21 protein-coding genes are annotated in these 24,366 nt (G+C 70.1%); all 21 read left to right on the top strand.

All coding sequences use genetic code 11. The features are described from left to right. Positions 1-40 precede the first annotated feature (40 nt). The 21 genes from PX701_RS07235 to dnaE all read left to right on the top strand — a co-directional run bounded on the left by PX701_RS07235 (position 41) and on the right by dnaE (position 24,341). A complete protein-coding gene (locus PX701_RS07235) occupies positions 41-424 on the top strand; it encodes a DUF3040 domain-containing protein (protein WP_231431209.1) in 384 nt (127 codons plus the stop codon). 297 nt (positions 425-721) lie between these two features. Continuing rightward, positions 722-1,153 (top strand): division/cell wall cluster transcriptional repressor MraZ, encoded by a 432-nt coding sequence (mraZ, locus tag PX701_RS07230; protein WP_275505891.1) that lies wholly within the window; start codon positions 722-724, stop codon positions 1,151-1,153. 104 nt (positions 1,154-1,257) lie between these two features. Continuing rightward, the gene (gene rsmH / locus PX701_RS07225) at positions 1,258-2,211 is read left to right on the top strand and encodes a 16S rRNA (cytosine(1402)-N(4))-methyltransferase RsmH (protein WP_275505890.1); all 954 of its coding nucleotides are present in this window, start codon (positions 1,258-1,260) and stop codon (positions 2,209-2,211) included. Beyond that, a complete protein-coding gene (ftsL, locus tag PX701_RS07220; RefSeq protein WP_231431206.1) occupies positions 2,208-2,840 on the top strand; it encodes a cell division protein FtsL in 633 nt (210 codons plus the stop codon). Before rsmH ends, ftsL begins: the two co-directional genes overlap by 4 nt. 49 nt (positions 2,841-2,889) lie before the next feature. Further along, positions 2,890-4,713: a peptidoglycan D,D-transpeptidase FtsI family protein gene (locus PX701_RS07215; protein WP_275505889.1), complete on the top strand. Its 1,824-nt coding sequence runs from the start codon at positions 2,890-2,892 to the stop codon at positions 4,711-4,713. Between the two features lie 13 nt (positions 4,714-4,726). Next, positions 4,727-6,274 carry a Mur ligase family protein gene (locus PX701_RS07210; protein WP_275505888.1) on the top strand — a complete coding sequence of 516 codons (1,548 nt, stop codon included), beginning with the start codon at positions 4,727-4,729 and terminating at the stop codon, positions 6,272-6,274. Continuing rightward, positions 6,271-7,683 (top strand): UDP-N-acetylmuramoyl-tripeptide--D-alanyl-D-alanine ligase, encoded by a 1,413-nt coding sequence (locus PX701_RS07205; protein ID WP_275505887.1) that lies wholly within the window; start codon positions 6,271-6,273, stop codon positions 7,681-7,683. The genes PX701_RS07210 and PX701_RS07205 overlap by 4 nt, the downstream gene beginning before the upstream one ends. 150 nt (positions 7,684-7,833) lie before the next feature. Beyond that, on the top strand, positions 7,834-8,928 hold the full coding sequence (mraY, locus tag PX701_RS07200; protein ID WP_231431202.1) for a phospho-N-acetylmuramoyl-pentapeptide-transferase: 1,095 nt from the start codon (positions 7,834-7,836) through the stop codon (positions 8,926-8,928). Further along, positions 8,925-10,469 carry a UDP-N-acetylmuramoyl-L-alanine--D-glutamate ligase gene (gene murD / locus PX701_RS07195; RefSeq protein ID WP_275505886.1) on the top strand — a complete coding sequence of 515 codons (1,545 nt, stop codon included), beginning with the start codon at positions 8,925-8,927 and terminating at the stop codon, positions 10,467-10,469. Before mraY ends, murD begins: the two co-directional genes overlap by 4 nt. Then, positions 10,429-11,697 (top strand): putative lipid II flippase FtsW, encoded by a 1,269-nt coding sequence (ftsW, locus tag PX701_RS07190; protein ID WP_231431200.1) that lies wholly within the window; start codon positions 10,429-10,431, stop codon positions 11,695-11,697. Before murD ends, ftsW begins: the two co-directional genes overlap by 41 nt. Beyond that, the gene (gene murG / locus PX701_RS07185) at positions 11,694-12,785 is read left to right on the top strand and encodes an undecaprenyldiphospho-muramoylpentapeptide beta-N-acetylglucosaminyltransferase (RefSeq protein WP_231431199.1); all 1,092 of its coding nucleotides are present in this window, start codon (positions 11,694-11,696) and stop codon (positions 12,783-12,785) included. The genes ftsW and murG overlap by 4 nt, the downstream gene beginning before the upstream one ends. 93 nt (positions 12,786-12,878) lie before the next feature. Beyond that, positions 12,879-14,279: a UDP-N-acetylmuramate--L-alanine ligase gene (gene murC, locus PX701_RS07180; protein WP_275505885.1), complete on the top strand. Its 1,401-nt coding sequence runs from the start codon at positions 12,879-12,881 to the stop codon at positions 14,277-14,279. A gap of 13 nt (positions 14,280-14,292) precedes the next feature. Further along, positions 14,293-15,411: a cell division protein FtsQ/DivIB gene (locus PX701_RS07175; protein WP_275505884.1), complete on the top strand. Its 1,119-nt coding sequence runs from the start codon at positions 14,293-14,295 to the stop codon at positions 15,409-15,411. A gap of 188 nt (positions 15,412-15,599) precedes the next feature. Continuing rightward, on the top strand, positions 15,600-16,817 hold the full coding sequence (ftsZ, locus tag PX701_RS07170) for a cell division protein FtsZ (RefSeq protein WP_275505883.1): 1,218 nt from the start codon (positions 15,600-15,602) through the stop codon (positions 16,815-16,817). Between the two features lie 49 nt (positions 16,818-16,866). Continuing rightward, positions 16,867-17,538: a YggS family pyridoxal phosphate-dependent enzyme gene (locus PX701_RS07165; RefSeq protein ID WP_275505882.1), complete on the top strand. Its 672-nt coding sequence runs from the start codon at positions 16,867-16,869 to the stop codon at positions 17,536-17,538. A 33-nt stretch (positions 17,539-17,571) separates the two neighbouring features. Beyond that, positions 17,572-18,069, top strand: coding sequence for a cell division protein SepF (locus PX701_RS07160; protein WP_275505881.1), 498 nt, complete (start codon positions 17,572-17,574; stop codon positions 18,067-18,069). A gap of 6 nt (positions 18,070-18,075) precedes the next feature. Beyond that, positions 18,076-18,390, top strand: coding sequence for a YggT family protein (locus tag PX701_RS07155; RefSeq protein ID WP_231431193.1), 315 nt, complete (start codon positions 18,076-18,078; stop codon positions 18,388-18,390). A 116-nt stretch (positions 18,391-18,506) separates the two neighbouring features. Next, entirely contained in the window at positions 18,507-19,178 is a 672-nt protein-coding gene (locus tag PX701_RS07150) for a DivIVA domain-containing protein (RefSeq protein ID WP_231431192.1), read from the top strand. Further along, positions 19,168-19,812 (top strand): signal peptidase II, encoded by a 645-nt coding sequence (gene lspA, locus PX701_RS07145; protein ID WP_308191654.1) that lies wholly within the window; start codon positions 19,168-19,170, stop codon positions 19,810-19,812. The genes PX701_RS07150 and lspA overlap by 11 nt, the downstream gene beginning before the upstream one ends. Then, the gene (locus PX701_RS07140) at positions 19,812-20,732 is read left to right on the top strand and encodes an RluA family pseudouridine synthase (protein WP_275505880.1); all 921 of its coding nucleotides are present in this window, start codon (positions 19,812-19,814) and stop codon (positions 20,730-20,732) included. The genes lspA and PX701_RS07140 overlap by 1 nt, the downstream gene beginning before the upstream one ends. Before the next feature lie 78 nt (positions 20,733-20,810). Continuing rightward, a complete protein-coding gene (dnaE, locus tag PX701_RS07135; protein WP_420831067.1) occupies positions 20,811-24,341 on the top strand; it encodes a DNA polymerase III subunit alpha in 3,531 nt (1,176 codons plus the stop codon). Positions 24,342-24,366 lie beyond the last annotated feature (25 nt).

Here is a 24,366-nt window from a genome sequence, read left to right as displayed (position 1 = left end):
TGGACTCGGATGCGTCGATCCCGAGCCTGAGGGGAATGAGATGCCGCTTTCAGAGCAGGAGCAACGTCTTCTCGAGGAGATGGAGCGGAACCTCTACCGCAACGATGCCGACTTCGTGCATGCCGTCGGCGGTGTGCGCGGTCGGCGCCCGAATTACCGTGCGATCGTGCTGGGCGTCCTCCTCGCGGTCGCCGGCGTCGGTGCACTGATCGGCGGCGTCGCGTCGCAGATCCTGATCATCGGCATCGTCGGATTCGCACTGATGTTCGCGGGCGTCCTCGTCGCGATCACGCCAGGCAAGCGCGGTGCGGCGACTGCAGCTCCGACCGAGTCTCCGTCGAGCAGTGCGAAGCCGCGCTCCGGGGCGGGCTTCATGGATCGCATGAACGATCGCTGGGACCGCCGCCAGGAGGGCCGCGACTAGTCCCTCCACTTCCGACCACCTGAACGGGCCGATCTCCTGATCGGCCCGTTTTTCGTGTCTCCGGACCGGTTCGCGCCCCGGGAGCGGGCCCGCCGACGACGCCCACGGCCCGCGACGCGCCCGTTCGCGCCATTTCAGTGCGATTTCCTCCACTCCGCTCCACCCGGCTGTATCCCCGTGTTTCCGCGGGACTTCTGTGCGACGCGCGCGAAATTCGAGCGTTTGTCGTTGATCAGTGGATGAAGGTGGAGTAAAGTGGGGTCACCTGGATCCTGGCCGGAGGAAAGGGGGTGGCGCATGTTCCTCGGGACCTACGAGCCGAAGCTCGATGAGAAGGGGCGCGTCATTCTTCCGGCCAAGTTCCGGGAGGAGCTGTCGAACGGGCTCGTGCTCACGCGCGGGCAGGAGCGCTGCATCTACGTGTTCAGCGCCCGCGAGTTCGAGAGCATGAGCGACAAGATCCGCCAAGCCCCCGTGACGAGCAAGCAGGCACGCGACTACATGCGCGTCTTCCTCTCGGGTGCCTCCGCGGAGACCCCCGACAAGCAGAACCGGGTCACCATCCCCGCCAACCTCCGCGGCTACGCGGGGCTCGACCGAGACCTCACGGTCATCGGCGCCGGCAGTCGGGTGGAGATCTGGGACCAGGCGGCGTGGCAGAGCTACCTCGCCGAGCAGGAGGCGGCCTTCGCAGAGACGGCGGAGGAGGTGATCCCCGGACTCTTCTGAATCCTCGGGTCCCGACTCCCAGCCGGCCGGGCCTGGTGCACTTCCCCGCATCAGGACGAACGGATGGGGATCAGGGCGCGAGGCCCGGAAGCAGAGGCGGAATCATGGACATCGAACGAATCCACACCCCGGTCATGCTCGAGCGCACGCTCGAGCTGCTCGCGCCGGCCCTCGAGGCCGACGGCGCGGTCATGGTCGACGCCACGCTCGGCATGGGCGGGCACACCGCCGCGTACCTCGAGCGCTTCCCGAAGCTCACGGTGATCGGGCTCGACCGCGACACCGACGCACTCGGCATCGCCCGCGAGCGGCTTGCGAAGTACGGCGACCGGGCGCGGTTCGTGCACACCGTGTACGACGGCATAGCACGCGCGGTGCGTTCGGAGGGCTTCAACGAGGTGCACGGCGTGCTCTTCGACCTGGGTGTCTCCTCGCTCCAGCTCGATCGTGCCGAGCGCGGGTTCGCCTACTCGAAGGACGCCCCGCTCGACATGCGTATGGACTCGACGAAGGGTCGTACGGCAGCCGATGTCATCGCCGAGTCGAGTGAGGAGGAGCTGCGACGCATCTTCCTCGACTACGGCGAGGAGAAGCTCGCCGCCCGCTACGCCCGCGCGATCGTGCGGGCGCGTGCCGAGGCGCCGATCACGCGATCGGCCGAACTCGTCGCCGTGCTCCAGGCGGCGACACCCGTCGCCGTCCAACGGCAGGGGCACCCGGCGAAACGGGTGTTCCAGGCGCTGCGCATCGAGGTGAACGAAGAGCTCTCGGTCCTCGAGCGGGCGATGCCCGCTGCGCTCGACACCGTCGCGGTCGGCGGTCGCATCGTCGTGCTCGCGTACCAGTCGCTCGAGGACCGCATCGTGAAGCGCGTGCTGCAGGCGGCGTCGAGCTCGACCGCCCCTGCCGGTCTCCCGATGGAGCTGCCTGAGCACCGGCCGCAGTTCAAGCTCCTCGTCCGTGGCGCAGAGCTCGCCTCCGAAGCCGAGCAGGCGGAGAACCCGCGTGCCAAGCCGGTGCGCTTGCGTGCCGCAGAACGAGTGAGGAGGCCGTCATGAGTGCGCTGCCGGCCAACGTCCTGCCCGCCGAATCCAAGCCGGCGCCCCGGCGTGCGCCCGAGCGAGGGCGGTGGCTTCGCCCCGCACCCGAGCCGGGCCGCCGTGCGAAGCCGACGCTCGCCTACGCGATCATCGCGGTCGCGGGTGTCGCGGCGATCGTCGTCGCCCAGCTGCTGCTGTCGATCGCGATCACCCAGGGCGCCTACGACATCGACCACGCCCAGATGCAGCAGACGAAGCTCGATCGACAGGAGCAGCAGCTCCGCGAGGACCTCGACCGAGTGGAGTCGCCGCAGTATCTCGCCGCGAACGCCGAAGCGCTCGGCATGGTGCCGAACGCGAGCCCGGTGCTCCTGAAGCTCTCCGACGGTTCGGTGAGCGGCGATCCGACGCCGGCGCGCGCCGGCGCCGAGGCATCCGGGCCGCTCGTCCCGAATGCGCTCATCGACGGCGTGCCGCTCGTCACCGAGGAGCCTGCGGGGGAGACTCCGAAGAAGCAGGCGAAGGGGGGCGGCGAGCGGGCCGCCGCGGGCGCGGCGGGGGCCGCGGGCTCTGGAGGGGCGCAGACGCCCGAGGATCCCGCAGCACCGCCCGTGAGCGACGGGCTGCCGACGCCGGCGACCCACTAGCCGCAAGCCGTACGACCGCGCACCACCAGAAGGGCCGAGGAACCACCGGATGAAGCGAACGACCCGGCACCCGATGCGGAGGATCATCGTCTCGGCCGTACTGCTGGTCGTCCTCGTCGGCGTCTTCGTCGTGAAGCTCGTCGACATCCAGGTCGTGCGGGCGTCCGCACTCAACGCGCAGTCGCAGGACGCCCGTTCCACGCCCGTGAAGGTCTGGGGTGCGCGCGGCGACATCGTCGACGCGAACGGAACGGTCCTGGCGGACAGTGTCATGCGCTACGACATCGTGGTCTCCCCGAAGCAGGCGAAGCTGGCCGTCGTCGAGCGCGTGGCGTCGGAGTCGGGCGACACGACGAAGGAGGTCGACCTCACGACGGAGGAACTGGTCGCCGGTCTCACGCCGGCTGCGGCCGAACTCGCGCCCGTGGTCGGCCTGACGACGGACCAGGTCGTCGGGATCATCACCTCCAAGCTCGCGGAGAACCCCGACTCGGATTTCGCCTTCATCGCGAAGCAGGTCGACACGGCGACATACGACGCGGTGAAGGCGCTCGAGATCGCCTGGGTCTATCCGAAGGAGCACCCGAGCCGCACGTACCCGAACGGCGCGGTCGGCGGCAACCTGCTCGGCTTCGTGCAGGCCGACGACGGCACGCCGCTCGCCGGGCTCGAGCTCGCGCAGGACCAGTGCCTCGCGGGCACCGACGGCGAGGTGAGCTACCTGCACAGCGCATCCGACTGGGTTCCCATCCCGGGCACCGAGATCGTGCAGAAGCAGGCGAAGGACGGCGGCACCCTGAAGCTCACGATCGACGCAGACCTCCAGTTCTTCGTCCAGCGCGTGCTCGAGGAGCAGCGACGCGCGACGGGTGCCGACTGGGCGACGGCCACGGTCATGGAGGTGAAGACCGGGCGACTGCTCGCGGTCGCCGACGTGCCGACGGTCGACCCGAACGACCCGTCCGCGACCGACGCCGACGACCGGGGCTCGCGCACCTTCACGGCGCCGTTCGAGCCGGGTTCGACCTTCAAGGCGATCACCGCCGCCTCGGTGCTCGACGCGGGCAAGGCCACGCCGCTCGACCAGATCGTCGCGCCCTACAAGTACTACCCGTCGAACGGCGCCGACATCAACGACAGTGCGTTCCACGAGGACGAACGGCTGACCCTCACCGGTGTGCTCATCGAGTCGTCGAACACGGGCATGTCGAAGTTCGGAGAGCGCCTCACCGACCGTCAGCGCTACGACGACATGAAGAAGTTCCACCTGGGCGAGCAGACCGAGGTCGGCTTCCCGAACGAGGAGACGGGCGACCTGCACGGCGACCCCGACGAGTGGGACAACCAGACGAAGTACGCGACCATGTTCGGCCAGGGCCTCACGACGACGGCCGTGCAGATCGCGAGCGCCTACCAGACGATCGCGAACGGCGGGGTGCGCATGCCCGTGCAGCTCGTCGACGGCTGCACGACGCCCGACGGCGAGACGACGGCGCCGCCCTCGAAGGGCGAGCGGGTCATCTCGGAGAAGGCGGCCGACGAGACCTCGCAGATGCTCGAGCGGGTCTACGCCGAGGGATGGCTCGCCGACACCTGGAACATTCCCGGCTACCGGGTGGCGGCGAAGACCGGTACGGCCCAGTTCGCCGACGGCAACGGCGGCTACCGGTCGGGCTACCTGGTCTCGGTCTCGGGCTTCGCCCCGGCCGACGATCCCGAGTTCGTGGTTTCGGTCAGCATCAACAATCCCGTTAAGATGAACTCGTCCGCCGCATCCGCGCCCGTCTTCCAGAAGGTGATGAGCCAGGTGCTGAAGAAGTATCGGACCGTTCCATCCGGCGCTCCGGCGCCCGATCTGCCAGCCACCTGGTGAGAAAGTTGGGTTCGTGACCGGATCGCCTCCAACGGCCCTCCGGCCGCAGCACCCGAGCCCTCGATCGCTCCGCGGCCTCGCCGAGGAGTTCGGGTTCGAGGTGCGCGGCGAGCTCGGCGACCTCGAGGTCTCCGGCGTCGGCCTCGCGTCGGGCTCGGTGCGCGCCGGCGACCTCTACGTCGGCGTGCCCGGGCGCAACGCGCATGGCGCCCAGTTCGCCGGCGCCGCGCGTGAGTCCGGAGCCGTCGCGCTGCTCACCGACGAGACCGGCGCGTCCATCGCCGAGGGCGCCGGCCTGCCGGTGCTCGTGACGGCCGACGCGCGCTCGGCGCTCGGCTCGGTCGCCGCCTGGATCCACCGCACCGAGGAGAACCCCGCCTCGACGTTCGCCGTGACCGGCACCAACGGCAAGACGAGCGTCGTCTACCTGCTCTACGGCATCCTCCGACAGCTCGGTGTCACGGCCGGCCTGACCTCGACGGCCGAGCGCCGCATCGGCGACGAGGCCGTCACGAGCTCCCTGACGACGCCCGAGGCGAGCGAACTGCACGCACTCCTCGCCCGCATGCGCGAGGTCGACGTACGAGCGGTCGCGATCGAGGTGTCGGCGCAGGCGCTCAGCCGCCATCGCGTCGACGGGCTGGTCTTCGACGTGGCGGGGTTCACCAACCTCAGCCACGACCACCTCGACGACTACGCCGACCTCGACCAGTACTTCGAGGCGAAGCGCGAGCTGTTCCAGCCCGAACGCGCCCGCCGCGGCGTCGTCACCGTCGACTCGGCGTGGGGCGACCGGCTCGTGGCCGAGTCGCGCATCCCCGTCACGACGCTCACGACCACCTCCGATCGCGCGGCCGACTGGCGCGTCACCGTGCTCGACGAGCAGGCCGCGTTCACCGTGTTCGCCCTCGAAGGGCCCGACGGTCGCCGCATCGAGACGAAGGTGCCCCTGCTCGGCTGGTACATGGCGGCCAACGCGGCACTTGCGATCGTCATGCTCACCGAGGCCGGATACGACCTCGACCGCATCGCCGCGGTGCTCGAGCGGGACGGCGGCATCGACGCCTACATCCCCGGCCGCGCTGAGCGCATCTCGGGCGACCGCGGCCCCGTCGTCTACATCGACTACGGCCACAGCCCCGATGCGTTCCTGCAGACGCTCGGCGCGATCCGTCGCATCACCGAGGGCCGGGTCATCATGCTGTTCGGCGCCGACGGCGACCGAGACACGACGAAGCGCGCCGAGATGGGCGCGATCGCCGCCCGCGGCTCCGACGTCGTCGTGATCACCGACTTCCACCCGCGCAACGAGGATCCGGCGGCCATCAGGGCCGCGCTCATCGCCGGTGCGCGCGAGGCGGTGCCCGATCGCGAGATCCACGAGATCCCCGACCCCCGCGCGGCATTCCGCGCTGCGCTCGCGCTCGCGCAGGATGGCGACGCCATCCTGTACGCGGGTCCCGGACACGAGGACTACCACGAGGTGAAAGGCGTCAAGATCCCGTACTCCGCACGTGAAGACTCGAAGCAGGCCCTGCGCGACGCGGGGTGGCTGTCGTGATCGCCCTGACGCTGGCCGAGGTCGCCGAGGCGACCGGCGGTGTACTCCGGCTCGACGGCACTGAGGCGACCCCGCTGACGGTGGTCGCAGGCGCGGTCACCACCGACTCGCGCGAGATCGGAGCGGGCGACCTCTTCGTCGCCAAGCGAGGCGAGTTCGACGACGGGCACCGCTTCGCACCCGCTGCCGCCGAACAGGGCGCGGCGCTCCTGATCGTCGAACACGCGCTCGACCTCGCCGTGCCGCAGGTCATCGTCGCCGACTCGGTCGACGCGCTCGGCGCACTCGCGACCGAGGTCGTGCGCCGCGTCCGTGCGCTCGGACGGCTCCGCATCGTCGGGGTCACCGGGTCGAACGGCAAGACGACGACGAAGAACCTGCTCCGGGCGGTGCTCGAGCGCATCGGACCGACCGTCGCGGCCCGGGCGTCCTACAACAACGAGGTCGGCGCACCCGTCACGATGCTCGAGCTCACCGACGAGACCGAGTTCCTCGTCGCCGAGATGGGGGCCTCCGGCGTCGGCGAGATCGCGCGCCTCGTGAAGATGGCGCGGCCCGACGTCGGCATCGTGCTCAAGGTCGGGCTCGCCCACGCCGGCGAGTTCGGCGGAATCGAGCAGACGGTGCGGGCGAAGTCCGAGATGGTCACCGACCTCCTCGAAACCGACGTGGCCGTGCTCAACGCCGACGACCCCCGCGTCGTCCCGATGGCCGGCCTGACCGCTGCACGCGTCGTCTGGTTCGGACTCGGCGACGCCGCCGACGTGCGCGCCACCGACCTGCGCGTGCACGCGCGCGGCACCGACTTCACGGTGACGGTACCGGGTGGCGACGAGGCCCGCGTCCACTTCGGCGTGCTCGGCGAGCACCACGTCATGAACGCCCTGGCGGCGGTTGCGGCATCCCTGCAGCTCGGCGTCGGCCTCGCCGACATCGTGACCGCCCTCGAGCAGGTCACCCTCGCCGAGCGCTGGCGCATGCAGCTCATGGGCGGCCGCGATGACATCACCGTCATCAACGACGCCTACAACGCGAGCCCCGACTCGATGTCGGCCGCGCTCAAGACACTCGCCCAGGTGAAGACGCCCGGTACCCGCACGATCGCGGTGCTCGGCGAGATGAGCGAACTCGGCGAGTTCTCGGGCGAGGAGCACGACCGCATCGGCCTGCTCGCCGTGAGGCTCGGCATCTCGCAGCTCGTCGTCGTCGGGCAAGGCGCGCGTCGCCTGCACATCTCGGCGATCAACGAGGGCTCGTGGGACGGTGAGTCGGCGTTCGTCGAGACCGCCGACGAGGCGTTCGAGCTCGTCACCGCGAGCACGCAGCCCGGTGACACGATATTGGTGAAATCGTCGAACTCGGCGGGTCTCCGCCTGCTCGGCGACCGACTGGGAGAATGGTTCGCGTGAGCGCAGTTCATCATCACGGCGAGGCTGGGCAGGCGAACTGCCTGCTCGGCGACCGACTGGGAGAATGGTTCGCGTGAGCGCAGTTCACTACCGCAGCGGGACTGGCCGGCCCGACGGCCTGCTCGGCGACCGACGGGGAGGTCGGGGCGCGTGAGAGCACTACTGACCGCCGGGGCGTTGTCGCTCGCCTTCACGCTGTTCCTGACGCCGCTGTTCATCCGGCTGTTCACCCGCCTCGGCTGGGGGCAGTTCATCCGCGACGACGGGCCGCAGAGCCACCACGTCAAGCGCGGCACGCCCACGATGGGCGGCATCATCTTCATTCTCGGCACGCTGTTCGGCTATTTTTCGGCGACGCTGCTCACGGGTGAGGGCGCGACCGCATCGGGCCTGCTCGTGCTGCTCATGATGGTGGGCCTCGGCGTCGTCGGATTCGTCGACGACTTCCTGAAGACGCGCAAGAAGCAGTCGCTCGGCCTCGGCGGCTGGGCGAAGGTCGGCGGCCAGGTGGTCGTCGCGACGGTCGTGGCGCTGCTCGCCCTGCAGTTCCCGAACCACATGGGCGTGACGCCCGCGAGCACGAAGATCTCGTTCATCCGCGATCTGCCGCTCGACTTCATGGTGTTCCCCACGGTGATCGGCATCCTCCTCTACGTCATCTGGAGCTGCCTCATCACCGTCGGCGCCTCGAACGGCGTCAATGTGACCGACGGTCTCGACGGCCTCGCAGGCGGCGCCTCGATCCTCGCGATCGGCTCGTTCGTCATCATCGGCTTCTGGCAGTTCAACCAGTCGTGCGCGGCCGTCGGACTGAACGAAGACGACCGGTACCGCTGCTACGACGTGCGCGATCCGCTCGACATCGCCATCGTCGCCACCGCGATCGTCGGCGGCCTCATCGGCTTCCTCTGGTGGAACACGAACCCCGCCAAGATCTACATGGGCGACACCGGCTCGCTGGCCTTGGGCGGTGCCCTCGCCGCGCTCGCGATCGTCAGCCACACCGAGCTCCTCGTCGTCATCATCGGCGGCCTCTTCGTCATCGAGACGGGCTCGGTGATCGTGCAGCGGGCGTACTTCAAGCTCACCCACGGCAAGCGCATCTTCCTGATGAGTCCGATCCATCACCACTTCGAGCTCAAGGGCTGGGCCGAGGTCACGATCGTCGTGCGCTTCTGGATCATCGCCGGACTCTTCGTGGCCGCCGGCGTGGGCGCGTTCTACTTCGAGTGGCTGCAGCGTTGACGGCGGATGACCCGGGCCGCGCCGCGAACCGCCTCGACACGCTGACGAGCTGGAACGCCGACTGGCGTGGTCTCCGTGTCGCCGTGCTCGGCGTCGGCGTGACGGGTTTCGCCGTCGCCGACACACTGACGGAGCTCGGCGCCGAGGTGCTCGTCCTCGCCCCCGACGTCGACGACGACCGCGCGCGGATCCTCGACGTCATCGGCGCGCGGCTCGTGCGGCACCCGCTCGACGCGGTGCCCGACGAGCTCGTCGCGTTCGCCCCCGACGTCGTGGTCGCCTCACCGGGATTCCATCCCGACCATGCCGTCCTCGGATGGGCGGGGAGCGAGGGCGTGGCGGTATGGGGCGACATCGAGCTGGCCTGGCGGGTGCGCGACAAGGTGAACGCGGCCGAGTGGATCCTCGTGACCGGCACCAACGGCAAGACCACGACCGTCCAGATGACTGCGACGTTCCTCGCGGCGAACGGCCTGCGCGCGGCGCCGTGCGGCAACATCGGCGTGCCCGTGCTCGACGCCGTGCGCGACCCGGCGGGCTTCGACGTGCTCGTCGTCGAGCTGTCGAGCTACCAGCTGCACACGTTGCCGACCACGGGTCCCGGCGCCGTGCACCCGTGGGCGAGCGTCGTGCTCAACCTCGCCGACGACCACCTCGACTGGCACGGCTCGTTCGAGGCCTACCGCGCTGCGAAGGCGAAGGTCTACGAGAACACGAAGGTCGCGTGCGTCTACAACCGCGCCGACGAGGCGACCCTGCGCATGGTCGAGGACGCCGAGGTCGAGGAGGGCGCCCGCGCCATCGGCTTCGGGCTCGACGTGCCCGGACCGAGCGACTTCGGCGTCGTCGACGGGATCCTGTGCGATCGGGCGTTCCTCGACGACCGGCGTACGGCCGCCCTCGAGATCACGACCCTCGACGAGCTCGAGCCGCGCGGGCTGGCCGCGCCGCACGTCGTCGCCAACATCCTCGCCGCCTCCGCGCTCGCGCGTTCCCACGGGGTCCCGGTCGGTGTGATCCACGACGCACTCGCCGAGTTCCGGCTCGACGCCCACCGCATCGAGACCGTCGCCGTCGCCGGTGGCATCCGCTGGATCGACGACTCGAAGGCGACGAATCCGCATGCCGCCGAGGCATCCCTGAAGGCCTTCGGCCGGGTCGTCTGGATCGTGGGCGGCCTGCTCAAGGGCGTCGACGCCGACTCGCTCGTCGCAGCGCACGTCGGCCGGCTGCGCGCCGCGGTCGTCATCGGTCGCGATCGCGCCGAGCTCGTCGATGCGTTCCGGCGACACGCGCCGCAACTGCCGCTCTTCGAGGTCGTCGCCGACGACACTGAGCAGGTGATGCCCGATGCGGTCGCACTGGCTGCGGCGGTCGCCGAGGACGGGGACACTGTGCTCCTCGCGCCCGCGGCGGCGTCCATGGACCAGTTCGCCGACTACGGCGATCGCGGCCGGCGGTTCCACGAAGCGGTCAGAGCGATGCTGGGAGGTGAGGCGGATGGCGACTCCGCCCCGCACGAGCCGCCCGCAGAAGGCTGAGCCCGCCCAGCAGGGCGTCTCGGCGGCGCGGATCCGCCTGGGGCGGTTGTTCCGCGCCGAGTCGGCCGACTACTTCCTGCTGCTCGGCACGACCCTCTTCCTGGTCGTGCTCGGCCTCGTCATGGTGCTCTCCTCCTCGCTCGTCGAGTCGTACCTCGAAGACGGCGGCCTCCTCGACCAGGCGGTGCGACAGGGCGTGTTCGCCGTCATCGGCATCCCAGCCATGCTCATCGCGAGCCGGCTGCCAGAGCGATTCTGGATGCGCGTCGCCTGGCCGGCGCTCATCGTCACCTGCATCCCGCAGCTGCTCGTCGTGGCGACCCCGATGGGCATCGAGGTCGGCGGCAACACGAACTGGCTCGCGATCGGCCCCGTGCAGTTCCAGCCGTCGGAGTTCATCAAGGTCGCCCTGGTCATCTGGCTCGGGCTCATGGTCACGAAGAAGCAGGACCGGCTCGACGACTTCACGCACGGCATCCTGCCGATCCTGCTCGTCGGCGGCGGTGCGATCGGGCTCGTGCTCCTCGGCGGCGACCTCGGCACCGTCATGATCATGGGCGCGATGCTGCTCGGCGCGCTCTTCCTCATCGGGGTGCGGCTCCGGTTGCTCCTGCCGCCGATCATCATCGCCGTCGTCGGGTTCGTGATCGTCGCGTTCTCGAGCGAGAGCCGCATGCGCCGCATCACCTCGTTCCTCGACGCGAACTGCGAGGCAGGCGGCACGGGCGACGCGGTCAACGACTGCTGGCAGATCCAGCACGGTACCTTCGCCCTCGCGAACGGCGGCATCTTCGGCGTCGGCCTCGGGAACTCTGCGGCGAAGTGGTCGTGGCTGCCGGCAGCCGACAACGACTTCATCTTCGCGATCATCGGCGAGGAGCTCGGCCTCATCGGCGCGATCGTCGTGATCGGCCTGTTCGTACTGCTCGCGATCGCCTTCGCGCGGGTGTTCCGCGGCGCGGGCACGCCGTTCGGCCGGGCGGCCACGGCGGCGGTCATGGTGTGGGTGATCGGCCAGGCCTGTGTCAATATCGGTGTCGTGCTCGGAGTCTTCCCCGTCCTCGGTGTCCCGCTGCCGCTCGTCTCCGCGGGAGGCACCGCCCTGCTCACGACCCTCGTCGCGATCGGCGTCGTCCTGTCGGTCGCGCGGACGCCCGAGGCATCCGCCCGCCTCGCCGCCCGTTCGGCGGCGCGAAGGGCCCGTGCGGCGGAGCGAGCCGCGCGATGACCGTCTACCTGCTCGCCGGCGGCGGAACCGCCGGCCACGTGAACCCCCTGCTCGCCGTCGCCGATCGCCTGCGCGAGCGCGATCCCGACGCCGAGGTGCTCGTGCTCGGCACGGCCGAGGGGCTCGAGGCGAGGCTCGTGCCGGCTCGCGGCTACGAGTTGCTCACGATCGCGAAGGTCCCCTTCCCGCGGCGGCCGAACCGTGCCGCCGCCGCGTTCCCGGCGCGGTTCCGTCGTTCGATCTCGGATGTCTCGGGCATCATCGCCGGTCGTGGTGTCGACGTCGTCGTCGGCTTCGGCGGGTACGTCTCGACTCCCGCCTACATCGCTGCGCGACGTGCCGGCGTCCCGGTCGCGGTGCACGAGGCGAACGCGAAGCCGGGCCTCGCGAACCGGCTCGGCGCCCGTCGCGCGGATGCCGTCGGCGTCGCGTTCGAGGGCACGCCGCTGCCCGGCGCCGAGGTCGTCGGCATGCCGCTCCGCCGCGAGATCGAGACGCTCGATCGCGCTGCGCTCCGAGGCGAGGCCGCGGGGTTCTTCGGACTCGACGCGTCGAAGCCCGTGCTCCTCGCGACCGGTGGTTCGCTCGGCGCACGTCGCATCAATCGCACGATGGTCGACAGTGCCGAGGCGATCACCGGTGCCGGCTGGCAGGTGCTGCACATCACGGGCGCGACTTCCGAGGTCGACGATCCCGGTGTCGCCGGCTACCGGATGGTCGAGTACGCCGACCGCATGGACCTCGCCCTCGCCCTCGCCGACCTCGCGGTATCCCGAGCGGGCGCGGCGACCGTGAGCGAGCTCTCGGCCCTCGGCATCCCCGCCGTGTACGTGCCGTACCCCGTCGGCAACGGCGAGCAGCGGTTCAACGCCGCGGGCGTCGTCGCGGCCGGTGGCGGAATCCTCGTCGACGACGCCCGGTTCCTTCCCGAGTGGGTGGCCGCCGAGCTCGTGCCGCTGCTCGCCGACCGCGAACGCGTCGCCGCGATGGCATCGGCCGCGGCGACGGCGGGCGTCGCCGACGGCACCGACCGCATGGTCGCCCTCGTCGACCGCGCGCTCGGCGGGGGAGCCGCGGGCCGCGCCTGAGACGCGTAACGTGGAAGCAGCGGAACCACCCGCCCCGAACGCGCCCGCCGGCGCACCGACGACCCCGACCGCACCGAGGAAGAGCGCCCGAACGTGACCATCAAGCCCGATCTCTCGATCCAGATCCCCGCCGAGCTCGGCGCCGTGCACTTCGTCGGCATCGGGGGGTCCGGCATGAGCGGCATCGCGCGCCTGTTCATCGGTGCCGGCCATCGGGTGACCGGCTCCGACGTGCGCGACTCGGCGAACATCGCCGCGCTCCGCGAGCTCGGTGCCGAGATCGCGATCGGGCACGACGCCGCGAACCTCGGCGACGCCGATGCGGTCGTCGTGACCGGCGCGCTCTGGCAGGACAACCCCGAGTACCAGCTGGCCCTCGAGCGCGGGCTGCCCGTGCTGCACCGCTCGCAGGCGCTCGCCTGGCTGATCTCGGGCCAGCGCCTCGTGTCGGTCGCCGGCGCCCACGGCAAGACCACGTCGACCGGCATGATCGTCACCGGCCTCCTCGCGCTCGGGGCCGATCCGAGCTTCGTGAACGGCGGCGTCATCGACGGGCTGGGCGTCTCGTCGTCCGCAGGCGAGGGCGAGCTCTTCGTCGTCGAGGCCGACGAGTCCGACGGCTCGTTCCTCCTCTACGACACCGCCGTCGCGCTCATCACGAACGTCGATCCCGACCACCTCGACCACTACGGCTCGCGCGAGGCGTTCGAGCAGGCGTTCGTCGACTTCGCCGACCGCGCCTCGGAGTTCGTCGTGATCTCCTCCGACGATGCCGGTGCGCAGCGCGTGCACGAGCGGCTCGGCCACGCGAACGTCGTCACGTTCGGCGAGGCGGCGGATGCCTCGGTGCGGGTGCACTCGATCGAGACCGACGGCCCGGTGGCCTTCGTCATCGCCTATGACGGTGTCGACTACGCGGCGAGGCTGCGCATCCCGGGCAAGCACAACGCGATCAACGCCGCAGGCGCGTTCGCCGTGCTCGTCGGGCTGGGCTACGAGCCGGCCGCCGCGCTCGAGGGCATCTCCCGCTTCACCGGCACCGGTCGCCGCTTCGAACTCCACGGCACCGTGGGCGGCGTGAGCGTCTACGACGACTACGCGCACCACCCGACGGAGGTCGCGGCGGCACTGGCCGCGGCGCGCACCGTCGTCGGCGACGGACGCATCATCGCCGTGCACCAGCCGCACACCTACAGCCGCACCCAGGCCTTCGCGAAGGAGTTCGCCGAGGTGCTCGAGGAGTTCGCCGACGAGACCGTCGTGCTCGACGTGTACGGTGCCCGCGAGGATCCGGTGCCCGGGGTGACTGGCGCACTCGTGAGCGAGCGGTTCGCCGATCCCGAGAAGGTCGCGTTCATCGCCGACTGGCAGGCGGCCGCCGACCACACGGCGAAGATCGCCCGCGACGGCGACTTCGTCATCACCCTCGGCTGCGGTGACGTCTACCGCATCGTGCCGCAGCTGCTCGGATCGCTCGAGCGGGAGCGCGGGTGACGGCGGGCCGCGCGTGAAGCGGCCGCAGGGCTTCGACGGACGCACGCCGCGGCGCCCGAGGCGAACGCCGGCGCCCGAGCCGCGGGGCGGTGCGGACGCCCCCGCGGCGGGAGCCGATCCGCTCGGCGCCGTACGAGCGCCCGCGCCCGCCGGGGCGGGCGGATCCGGCGCGGCCGGTCCGTCGCTCCGCTACGGCGGGAGGGACGCAGCCGACCGCGTCACGACCGAGCCGATCGTCGTGGTCGAACCTTCCGTGACGATTCCCGTGGGCGGTGCCGTCCGAGCACCGGGCGCCGCGGCGCCCGAGGTCGAACCCGGGCCGGCTGCCGCGACGGCGGACCATACCGGCGATCGGCCGGCCGATGCGAAGTCGGCCAGGCGCGCACTCGCGGCCGCCGAGCGCGAACGCCGGCGTTACGAGAAGCAGGAGGTGCGCCGGTTCACGAAGCGGTCGCGCCGTCGTCGGCTCACCTGGTGGATCGCGGGCGGAGCGGTCGCGGCCGTGACCGTCGGCATCGTCGCGGGCGCGTACTCGCCGCTCATGGCGTTGCGCGAGGTGCGCGTCGAAGGAGCCTCGCGCATCCCCGCCGACTCGATCGCGGCCGCGTTCGACGGCCAGCTCGGCACCCCGCTGACCCTCATCACGGGCGAACAGGTGCATGCGGCACTCGCGGACTTCCGGCTCATCGAGACGTACTCGGTCGAGACGATCCCGCCCGGCACGCTCGTGGTGCGGATCGTCGAGCGCACGCCGGTCGGCGTCATCGAGGCGAAGGGCGGCGGTCTCGAGCTCGTGGACGCGGCCGGGGTCGTCATCGACCGGCCGGCCGAGCGTCCCGACGGGCAGCCGCTCATCGAGGTCGACGGGGGCGTCGGCTCCGAGGGCTTCAAAGCCGTCGCCGCGGTCGTGCGGAGCCTCCCCGCCGAGGTGCGCAGCCAGCTCGTCGGCGCCTCGGCGGAAACTCCCGACGACGTGCGGCTCGAGCTCGCGGGCGGGGTGCCGGTCGTCTGGGGCGGCGCGAACGACTCCGGTCTCAAGGCCGACGTGCTCGCGACGCTCATGAAGGCGGCGCCGCCCGACACGGTGCCCGGCTACGACGTCTCGTCGCCGGAGGCTCCGATCACGGGCTGACGCGGGGCGCCGGAGGGTTCGCGAGGGGCCCGGGCGACCATCTCGACGGTCGGATCGCGACACGCCGGGCTCGCCTTGCTCGACGCGCCCGCGCGGCGACCTACCGTCGTCTCAGGAATTGCATACTCAGCAAAACTTTAACCTTCGACTAGAGGTTCAGGGTTCAGAGTTCGCACGGAAGGCCGGACATGTCGACAAACCAGAACTACCTCGCCGTTATCAAGGTGGTCGGTATCGGCGGCGGCGGCGTCAACGCCGTCAACCGCATGATCGAACTCGGCCTGCGCGGAGTCGAATTCATCGCGATCAACACCGACGCACAGGCGCTGCTCATGAGCGACGCCGACGTCAAGCTCGACGTCGGCCGCGACCTGACGCGGGGTCTCGGCGCCGGCGCCGACCCCGAGGTCGGCCGTCGCGCCGCCGAGGACCACGCGGAGGAGATCGAGGAGGCGCTCGCGGGCGCCGACATGGTCTTCGTCACCGCGGGCGAGGGCGGCGGCACCGGCACGGGGGGTGCCCCGGTCGTCGCGCGCATCGCCAAGTCGATCGGCGCGCTCACCATCGGTGTCGTCACGAAGCCCTTCGGCTTCGAAGGCAAGCGGCGCCAGACGCAGGCCGAGCAGGGCGTCGCGCGCCTGAAGGAAGAGGTCGACACCCTCATCGTGGTGCCGAACGACCGTCTGCTCGAGATCAGCGACCGGGGCATCTCGATGCTCGAGGCGTTCTCGACCGCCGACCAGGTGCTCCTCGCCGGTGTGCAGGGCATCACCGACCTGATCACGACGCCCGGCCTCATCAACCTCGACTTCGCCGACGTCAAGTCGGTCATGCAGGGGGCCGGCTCGGCCCTCATGGGCATCGGCTCGTCGAGAGGCGCCGACCGTGCGATCAAGGCCGCCGAACTCGCGGTCGCGAGTCCGCTGCTCGAGGCGTCGATCGACGGGGCGCACGGTGTGCTGCTCTCGATCCAGGGCGGCTCGAACCTCGGCATCTTCGAGATCAACGACGCCGCCCGCCTCGTGCAGGAGGCCGTGCACCCGGAGGCGAACATCATCTTCGGCGCCGTCATCGACGACACCCTCGGCGACGAGGTGCGCGTGACCGTCATCGCCGCCGGCTTCGACGGCGGTGAGCCCAATGCCAAGCCCGTCGAGGCGCGCCGCTCGAACTTCGTGCCGGCGGCGGCCGCGGCGGTCGGCGTGCCGGTCGCGGCCGGCGGGGCGGCCCTCGGCGAGTCGCTGAGCGATGAAGCGGCCGACGTCATCGCGGAGATCGACATCGACGAACTCGTGGAGACCGCCAATTGGGGCGAGGCGTCGACGTCGACCGCCGACCAGATCGTGACCGACCCGGCATTCGACGCCGGAGACGACGACCTCGACATCCCCGACTTCCTGAAGTGAGCGGAGCTTCTCGAGTGCGCGCGGCACGGACGGGCCGGGGGCGAGCCTTGTGAGCGGGCTCGGTTTCCGGCTCGCCGCCGTGCAGGCGGCGATCTCGGACGCCGCGGCCGACGCCGGCCGCGAGGCATCCGAGATCACGACCATCGTGGTCACGAAGTTCCAGCCCGCCTCGCTCGTGCGCGATCTCGCGACCCTCGGCGTGCGCGACGTGGGGGAGAACCGCCACCAGGAGGCTCAGGCGAAGGCCGCCGAGCTCGCGGAGCTCGGCCTGCACTGGCACTTCATCGGCCAGCTGCAGAGCAAGAAGGCACGGCAGGTCCGCACCTACGCGTCGGCCATACACTCGATCGACCGGCGTGCGCTCGTCGACGTGCTGCGCTCCGACGAGACCTCCGTCGACTGCTTCGTGCAGGTGAACCTCACGGATGATCCGGGCCGCGGCGGCGTCGCCCCGGCGGAGCTCGAGGCGCTCGTCGAGCACGTGCTCGAGACCCCCGGCCTCGTGCTGCGCGGGTTGATGGCGGTGGCGCCGCTCGACGAGCCGGCACGGCCCGCCTTCGCCCGCGTCCGCGAGCTCTCCGAGCGCGTCGTGCGCCTCGCGCCCGACGCGACCGACTTGTCCATGGGGATGAGCCACGATTTCCGCGACGCGATCTTGGAGGGTGCGACACACCTCCGGATCGGAACGGCAATCACCGGGAACCGGCCGGCCGCCGGTTAGCCTCGAAGAGACGGAACACAGACGGAGGCATCGATGTCGAACCCGCTCAAGAAGACCATGGTCTACCTCGGACTCGCCGATGAGGAGCTCGAGCAGGAGGCGCCGCACGCCGCCGCCTCGCCGGGCCCCGCAGCTGCGGCTCCCGCCCCGGTCGTCCACGCGGCGCCCGCACCGGCGCCGAAGATCGGGGCTGCAGTCACGCCGCTCCGTAAGCACCACGTACAGCCGAGCACCCCGCAGGTGGAGATGAACGAGATCCTGACCGTGCACCCGCGCCAGTACCGTGACGCGCAGGTGATCGCCGAGTCCTTCCGCGAGGGAGTCCCCGTGATCATCAACCTCTCGCAGATGTCCGACGGCGACGCCCGTCGGCTCATCGACTTCGCCAGCGGCCTCTCGCAGGGTCTCTACGGCAAGATCGAGCGCGTCACGAGCAAGGTGTTCCTGCTGTCGCCGTCGCACGTCGTCGTCTCGGGCGAGAGCGGCGACGCCGAGGGCGACGTCGACGCGTCGTTCTTCACGCACGCGTAGCCGTCGGTGGGCGCGCTCTCGATCGTCTGGAACGTCCTCTACGCACTGCTGCTCATCTACTTCTTCGTGATGTGGGGGCGGTTCGTGCTCGATCTCGTGCGGACGTTCAACCGCTCCTGGCGGCCACGCGGGTTCTGGCTCGTGGTGGTCGAGGCCGTGTATTCCGTCACCGATCCGCCGGTCAGGTTCTTCCGCCGGGTCATCCCGCCGATCCGCATCGGCCAGGTCGCACTCGATCTCGGGTGGAGCCTGGCCATGCTGGTCGTCATCGTCGCCATGACCGTCGTGTCGTGGCTGGCCGCGGCGTCCGCCGTCGGCTGAGCATCTCCTGCGAGCGTGACCGGTGAAGTCGAACGCGGCTCACGACTCGCAGTCGGTGTTTGCTACCGTTAGCAGAACGTGATCGAACCGTTCGACAGATTTGAGGGTGGGAAGCCATGGCGCTAACTCCGGAAGATGTGGTCAACAAGCGCTTCCAGGCGACGAAGTTCCGGGAGGGCTACGACCAGGACGAGGTCGACGACTTCCTCGATGAGGTGGTCGTCGAGCTGCGCCGGCTGAACCAGGAGAACGACGAGCTTCGCCAGCGCGTCGCCGCCGCCGAGGCTCGCGCCGCCGAGGCCGCGAGTGCCCCGGCCCCGGCCGCTCCCGCGCCCGCCGCCGTCTACACGGAGCCCGCCGCACCGCCGCCCACGGTCGCCGTGCCGACGCAGCCGGCAGCGCCGCAGTCCGAGCTCGACGAGCAGACGTCGACGACGAACCTGCTCCAGCTCGCCCGCCGCCTCCACGAGGAGCACGTGCGCGAGGGCATCGAGAAGCGCGATGCGCTCATCGCCGAGGGTCACGCGACCGCGGCGCGCGTCGTCGCCGAGGCCGAAGCCAAGCAGCGTCAGCAGATGGGCATCCTCGACCAGGAGCGCGTGGCGCTCGAGAAGCGCGTCGACGAGCTGCGCACGTTCGAACGCGACTACCGCGCCAAGCTGAAGAGCTACATCGAGGGTCAGCTGCGCGAGCTCGACACCGCCGCCCCGGTGCAGGTGTCGGGCAACCAGGGCTTCTCGGCCCCCGCCGAGCAGCCTGCTCCGACCTTCCAGGGCTTTGGCGGCTGAGCGGGCCGCGAAGGTCGGCACCACCACCGCCCTGCTGGTCCTGGCCGGCGCCGCACTCGCGGCGTACGGCCTCGACCAGCTGAGCAAGTTCCTCGTCGTCTCGAACCTCACCGAAGGCGAGGTCGTGCCGGTGCTGGGTTCCGTGCTCCAGTGGCAGTTCGTGCGGAACCCCGGCGCGGCGTTCTCGCTCGCGAGCGGCATGACCTGGATCTTCACGATCCTCGCCGCGACCGTCATCACGTTCATCATCTGGTTCTCCCGCCGTATCCGCTCCGTCGCGTGGGCGCTCGTGTTCGGGCTCCTGCTCGGCGGGGTGCTCGGCAACCTGACCGACCGGCTCTTCCGAGAGCCGAGCTTCGGGCTCGGGCACGTGATCGACTTCATCTCGACGCCATGGCTGCTGCCGGCGATCTACAACGTCGCCGACATGGCGATCGTGTCGAGCATGGTGCTGTTCATGATCCTCACCATCCGCGGTGTCGGGCTCGACGGCACGCGCGAGACGCGCGCGCCGAAGACCGACCGGGCGGATGCCTCCGGAACGACCGCGCTCGACGGCGACGCTCCGTCGGGCGAGACCACGGCCGCGGGCGACGCCGACGGGCCGCGTGCGGCCGCCGTCGCCGAGGCCTGATGGAACATCGCTCGCTGCCCGTGCCCGACGGGCTCGACGCCACGAGGGTCGACGCCGGCCTCGCGAAGCTGCTCGGCTTCTCCCGCACGCTGGCGGCGGAGATCGCGGAGTCCGGCGGCGTGCTCCTCGACGGCGCCGTCGTCGGCAAGTCCGATCGCCTGCGCGCCGGCAGCTGGCTCGAGGTGAGCTGGGAGCCGCCGCGCACCCTCGCCGTCGAACCGATCGCGGTTCCCGAGCTCGGCATCGTGCACGACGACGACGATCTCGTCGTCGTCGACAAGCCGGCGGGCGTCGCCGCGCACCCCTCGCTCGGCTGGAACGGCCCGACGGTCGTCGGCGCGCTGGCCGCGGCCGGGTTCCGCATCTCGACGTCGGGCGCGCCCGAACGACAGGGTGTGGTGCACCGGCTCGATGCCGGGACGAGCGGCCTCATGGTCGTGGCGAAGTCCGAGCGCGCCTACACGGAGCTCAAGCGGCAGTTCCACGACCGCGAGGTCGAGAAGATCTACCACACGGTCGTGCAGGGGCACCCCGACCCGCTCGCCGGCACGATCGACGCGCCGGTCGGGCGTCACCCGCGGTCGGAGTGGAAGTTCGCCGTGACCGCCGACGGCAAGCACGCCGTCACGCACTACGAGACGATCGAGGCGTTCCCGTACGCGTCGCTCCTCGAGGTGCACCTCGAGACCGGCCGAACGCACCAGATCCGCGTGCACATGGCGGCGCAGCGCCACCCCTGCGCGGGCGACTCGATGTACGGTGCCGACCCGACGCTCTCGGCACGTCTCGGACTCACGCGGCAGTGGCTGCACGCGCACGAGCTCTCGCTCACGCACCCGGGCACGGGGGAGTGGACGACGTTTTCCTCTGCCTACCCGGCCGACCTCGCTCACGCGCTCGACGTGCTCCGCGGCGACTGACCTCCGACCCGCGAACGACACGCCGACGAGCGTCACCGGGTCGCCGTACACTCGAAGCACCGACCCAGATCCACCCCGATGAGGAGCCCCGTGGCCGCCGATTCATTCGTCCATCTGCACGTGCATTCCGAGTACTCGATGCTCGACGGCGCAGCTCGAGTGGGTGAGCTGATCAAGGCGGCCCAGGGGTACGAGATGCCGGCGGTGGCGGTCACCGACCACGGCAACGTGTTCGGCGCCTACGACTTCTGGAAGCAGGCGACCGACGCCGGCATCAAGCCGATCATCGGCACCGAGGCGTACCTGACGCCCGGCACCCATCGCAGCGACAAGACCCGCATCCGTTGGGGCAACGGCGGCGGCGACGACGTCTCCGGCTCGGGCGCCTACACGCACATGACCCTCCTGTCGGAGACGACCGAGGGCATGCACAACCTCTTCCGCCTCTCGAGCCGCGCGTCGATCGAGGGGTACTACTTCAAGCCGCGCATGGACCGCGAGCTCCTGCAGACCTACTCGAAGGGGCTCATCGCGACGACCGGCTGCCCCTCCGGCGAGGTGCAGACGCGCCTCAGGCTCGGACAGTACGACGAGGCGGTCAAGGCGGCGGCCGAGTTCCGCGACATCTTCGGGGCCGACAACTTCTTCTGCGAGATCATGGACCACGGCCTCGGCATCGAGAAGCGCATCATGACCGACCTGCTGCGCCTCGCGAAAGACCTGGGCCTGCCGCTCGTCGCGACGAACGACCTCCATTACACGCATGCGCACGACGCCAAGAGCCACGCAGCGCTGCTGTGCGTGCAGTCGGGCTCGACGCTCGACGACCCCAACCGGTTCAAGTTCGACGCCGACGACTTCTACCTGAAGACCGCGGCCGAGATGCGACAGATCTTCCGCGACCACCCCGAGGCGTGCGACAACACGCTCGCGATCGCCGAGCGCTGCAACGTGCAGTTCAACACGAGCGCGAACTACATGCCGCGATTCCCGGTGCCCGAGGGCGAGAACGAAGAGAGCTGGTTCGTGAAGGAGGTCGAGAAGGGCCTCCACCTCCGGTACCCGAACGGCATCCCGGCCGACGTGCGCAAGCAGGCCGACTACGAGGTCGGCGTGATCAGCCAGATGGGTTTCCCGGGCTACTTCCTCGTCGTCGCCGACTTCATCAACTGGTCGAAGGAGCACGGCATCCGGGTCGGACCGGGCCGAGGATCGGGCGCAGGTTCGATGGCGGCCTACGCGATGAAGATCACCGACCTCGACCCGCTGCAGCACGGTCTCATCTTCGAGCGCTTCCTGAACCCCGACCGCGTCTCGATGCCCGACTTCGACGTCGACTTCGACGAGCGTCGTCGCGGCGAGGTCATCAAGTACGTGACCGAGAAGTACGGCGAAGAGCGGGTCGCGCAGATCGTCACGTACGGCACGATCAAGGCGAAGCAGGCGCTGAAGGACTCGGGGCGCGTGCTCGGCTTCCCGTTCTCGATGGGCGAGAAGCTCACGAAGGCGATGCCGCCCGCGGTCATGGGCAAGGACATTCCGCTCACCGGCATCTTCGACAAGAACCACCCGCGCTACAAAGAGGCGGGCGACATCCGCGCGATCGTCGAGACCGACCCCGAGGCCAAGACCGTCTTCGAGACGGCGCTCGGCATCGAGAACCTGAAGCGCCAGTGGGGCGTGCACGCGGCCGGCGTGATCATGTCGAGCGACCCGCTCATCGACATCATCCCGATCATGAAGCGCGAGCAGGACGGGCAGATCGTCACGCAGTTCGACTACCCGGCGTGCGAGTCGCTCGGCCTCATCAAGATGGACTTCCTGGGGCTGCGCAACCTCACGATCATCGACGACGCGCTCGACAACATCGAGGCGAACCGCGGCTTCCGGCCGGTGCTCGAAGACCTCGCCCTCGACGACCCCGAGGCCTACGCCCTCCTCTCGCGGGGCGACACGCTCGGGGTGTTCCAGCTCGACGGCGGGCCGATGCGTTCGCTCCTGCGCCTCATGAAGCCCGACAACTTCGAGGACATCTCCGCCGTCATCGCGCTCTACCGCCCGGGCCCCATGGGAGCGAACTCGCACACGAACTACGCGCTGCGCAAGAACGGCCTGCAGGAGATCACGCCGATCCACCCCGAGTTCGCCGAGTCGCTGAAGGACATCCTCGACACGAGCTACGGCCTCATCATCTACCAGGAGCAGGTGATGGCGATCGCCCAGCGGGTCGCCGGGTTCTCGCTCGGCCAGGCCGACATCCTTCGGCGCGCGATGGGCAAGAAGAAGAAGTCCGAGCTCGACAAGCAGTACGAGGGCTTCTCGGCGGGCATGAAGTCGAACGGGTACTCCGATGAGGCGATCGGCAAGCTGTGGGAGATCCTGCTGCCGTTCTCCGACTACGCGTTCAACAAGGCCCACTCGGCGGCGTACGGCGTGCTCAGCTACTGGACGGCGTACCTCAAGGCCCACTTCCCGGCCGAGTACATGGCGGCCCTCCTCACGAGCGTCGGCGACGCCCGCGACAAGCTCGCCCTCTACCTCAACGAGTGCCGCCGCATGGGCATCAAGGTGCTCCCGCCCGACGTGAACGAATCGATCGGATTCTTCGCCGCCGTCGGCGACGACATCCGCTTCGGCCTCGGTGCGGTACGCAACGTCGGCTTCAACGTCGTCGACGCGATCCGCGGCGCCCGTGAGAAGGAGGGGCGGTTCGAGTCGTTCCACGACTTCCTGAAGAAGGTGCCGATCCCCGTCGCGAACAAGCGCACGGTCGAGTCGCTCGTGAAGGCGGGGGCCTTCGATTCGCTCGGCCACACGCGTCGCTCGCTCGTCGAGATCCACGAGGGCGCCGTCGAGTCGGCCGTGAAGGAGAAGCGCGCCGAGGAGAACGGCGACGTCGGGTTCGACTTCGACAGCCTCTTCGACGAGCACGAGAAGGAGGCCGCGCCCTCGCTGGTCCCCGACCGGCCCGAATGGACGAAGAAGGACAAGCTCGCCTTCGAGCGCGAGATGCTCGGGCTCTACGTGTCCGACCATCCGCTGGCCGGCCTCGAGGTGCCGCTCGCCAAGCACGCCTCGACGACGATCACCGACCTCATGGGATCCGACTCCACGCAGGACGGCGACACGGTCACCGTCGCGGGCCTCGTCACGAGCGTGCAGCACCGTATCGCCAAGGCCTCGGGCAACCAGTACGGCATGATCCAGGTCGAGGACTTCTCGGGCGAGATCACCGTCATGTTCATGGGCAAGGCCTACCAGGAGTTCGCACCGGGCCTGCAGGCCGACACGATCGCCGTGGTGCGGGGCCGGGTCAGCATGCGCGACGACGGCATGAACCTGCACGCCTTCAGCGTCTTCACGCCCGACCTCGGCCAGGGCGAAGAGAGCGGCCCGGTCATGATCTCGCTGCCCGACCAGCGGGCGACGACCGAGACGATCACCGCCCTCGGCGAGGTGCTGAGCCGGCATCGAGGCGATACCGAGGTGCGGCTGAAGCTCGTGCGCGGGCGGTCCGCACGCGTCTTCGAGCTGCCGTACCCGGTGAACGTGAGCGCCGACTTCTACGGCGAGCTCAAGAGCCTGCTCGGCCCGAACTGCCTCGTGTGACGCCGGCCCGCCGGGCGGCGGGCGC

This window comes from Agromyces chromiiresistens (assembly GCF_029167465.1).
Taxonomy (GTDB): domain Bacteria; phylum Actinomycetota; class Actinomycetes; order Actinomycetales; family Microbacteriaceae; genus Agromyces; species Agromyces chromiiresistens.
Note: the sequence above shows the minus strand (reverse complement) of the source record. Positions and strands in the feature narration are given on the sequence as shown.

Bases quoted from the DNA above. Each gene is read 5' to 3' on its own strand.
- PX701_RS07235 (WP_231431209.1), top strand. From the start codon at position 41: ATGCCGCTTTCAGAGCAGGAGCAACGTCTTCTCGAGGAGATGGAGCGG.
- mraZ (WP_275505891.1), top strand. From the start codon at position 722: ATGTTCCTCGGGACCTACGAGCCGAAGCTCGATGAGAAGGGGCGCGTC.
- rsmH (WP_275505890.1), top strand. From the start codon at position 1,258: ATGGACATCGAACGAATCCACACCCCGGTCATGCTCGAGCGCACGCTC.
- ftsL (WP_231431206.1), top strand. From the start codon at position 2,208: ATGAGTGCGCTGCCGGCCAACGTCCTGCCCGCCGAATCCAAGCCGGCG.
- PX701_RS07215 (WP_275505889.1), top strand. From the start codon at position 2,890: ATGAAGCGAACGACCCGGCACCCGATGCGGAGGATCATCGTCTCGGCC.
- ftsW (WP_231431200.1), top strand. From the start codon at position 10,429: ATGGCGACTCCGCCCCGCACGAGCCGCCCGCAGAAGGCTGAGCCCGCC.
- murG (WP_231431199.1), top strand. From the start codon at position 11,694: ATGACCGTCTACCTGCTCGCCGGCGGCGGAACCGCCGGCCACGTGAAC.
- ftsZ (WP_275505883.1), top strand. From the start codon at position 15,600: ATGTCGACAAACCAGAACTACCTCGCCGTTATCAAGGTGGTCGGTATC.
- PX701_RS07160 (WP_275505881.1), top strand. From the start codon at position 17,572: ATGTCGAACCCGCTCAAGAAGACCATGGTCTACCTCGGACTCGCCGAT.
- PX701_RS07150 (WP_231431192.1), top strand. From the start codon at position 18,507: ATGGCGCTAACTCCGGAAGATGTGGTCAACAAGCGCTTCCAGGCGACG.
- PX701_RS07140 (WP_275505880.1), top strand. From the start codon at position 19,812: ATGGAACATCGCTCGCTGCCCGTGCCCGACGGGCTCGACGCCACGAGG.
- dnaE (WP_420831067.1), top strand. From the start codon at position 20,811: ATGAGGAGCCCCGTGGCCGCCGATTCATTCGTCCATCTGCACGTGCAT.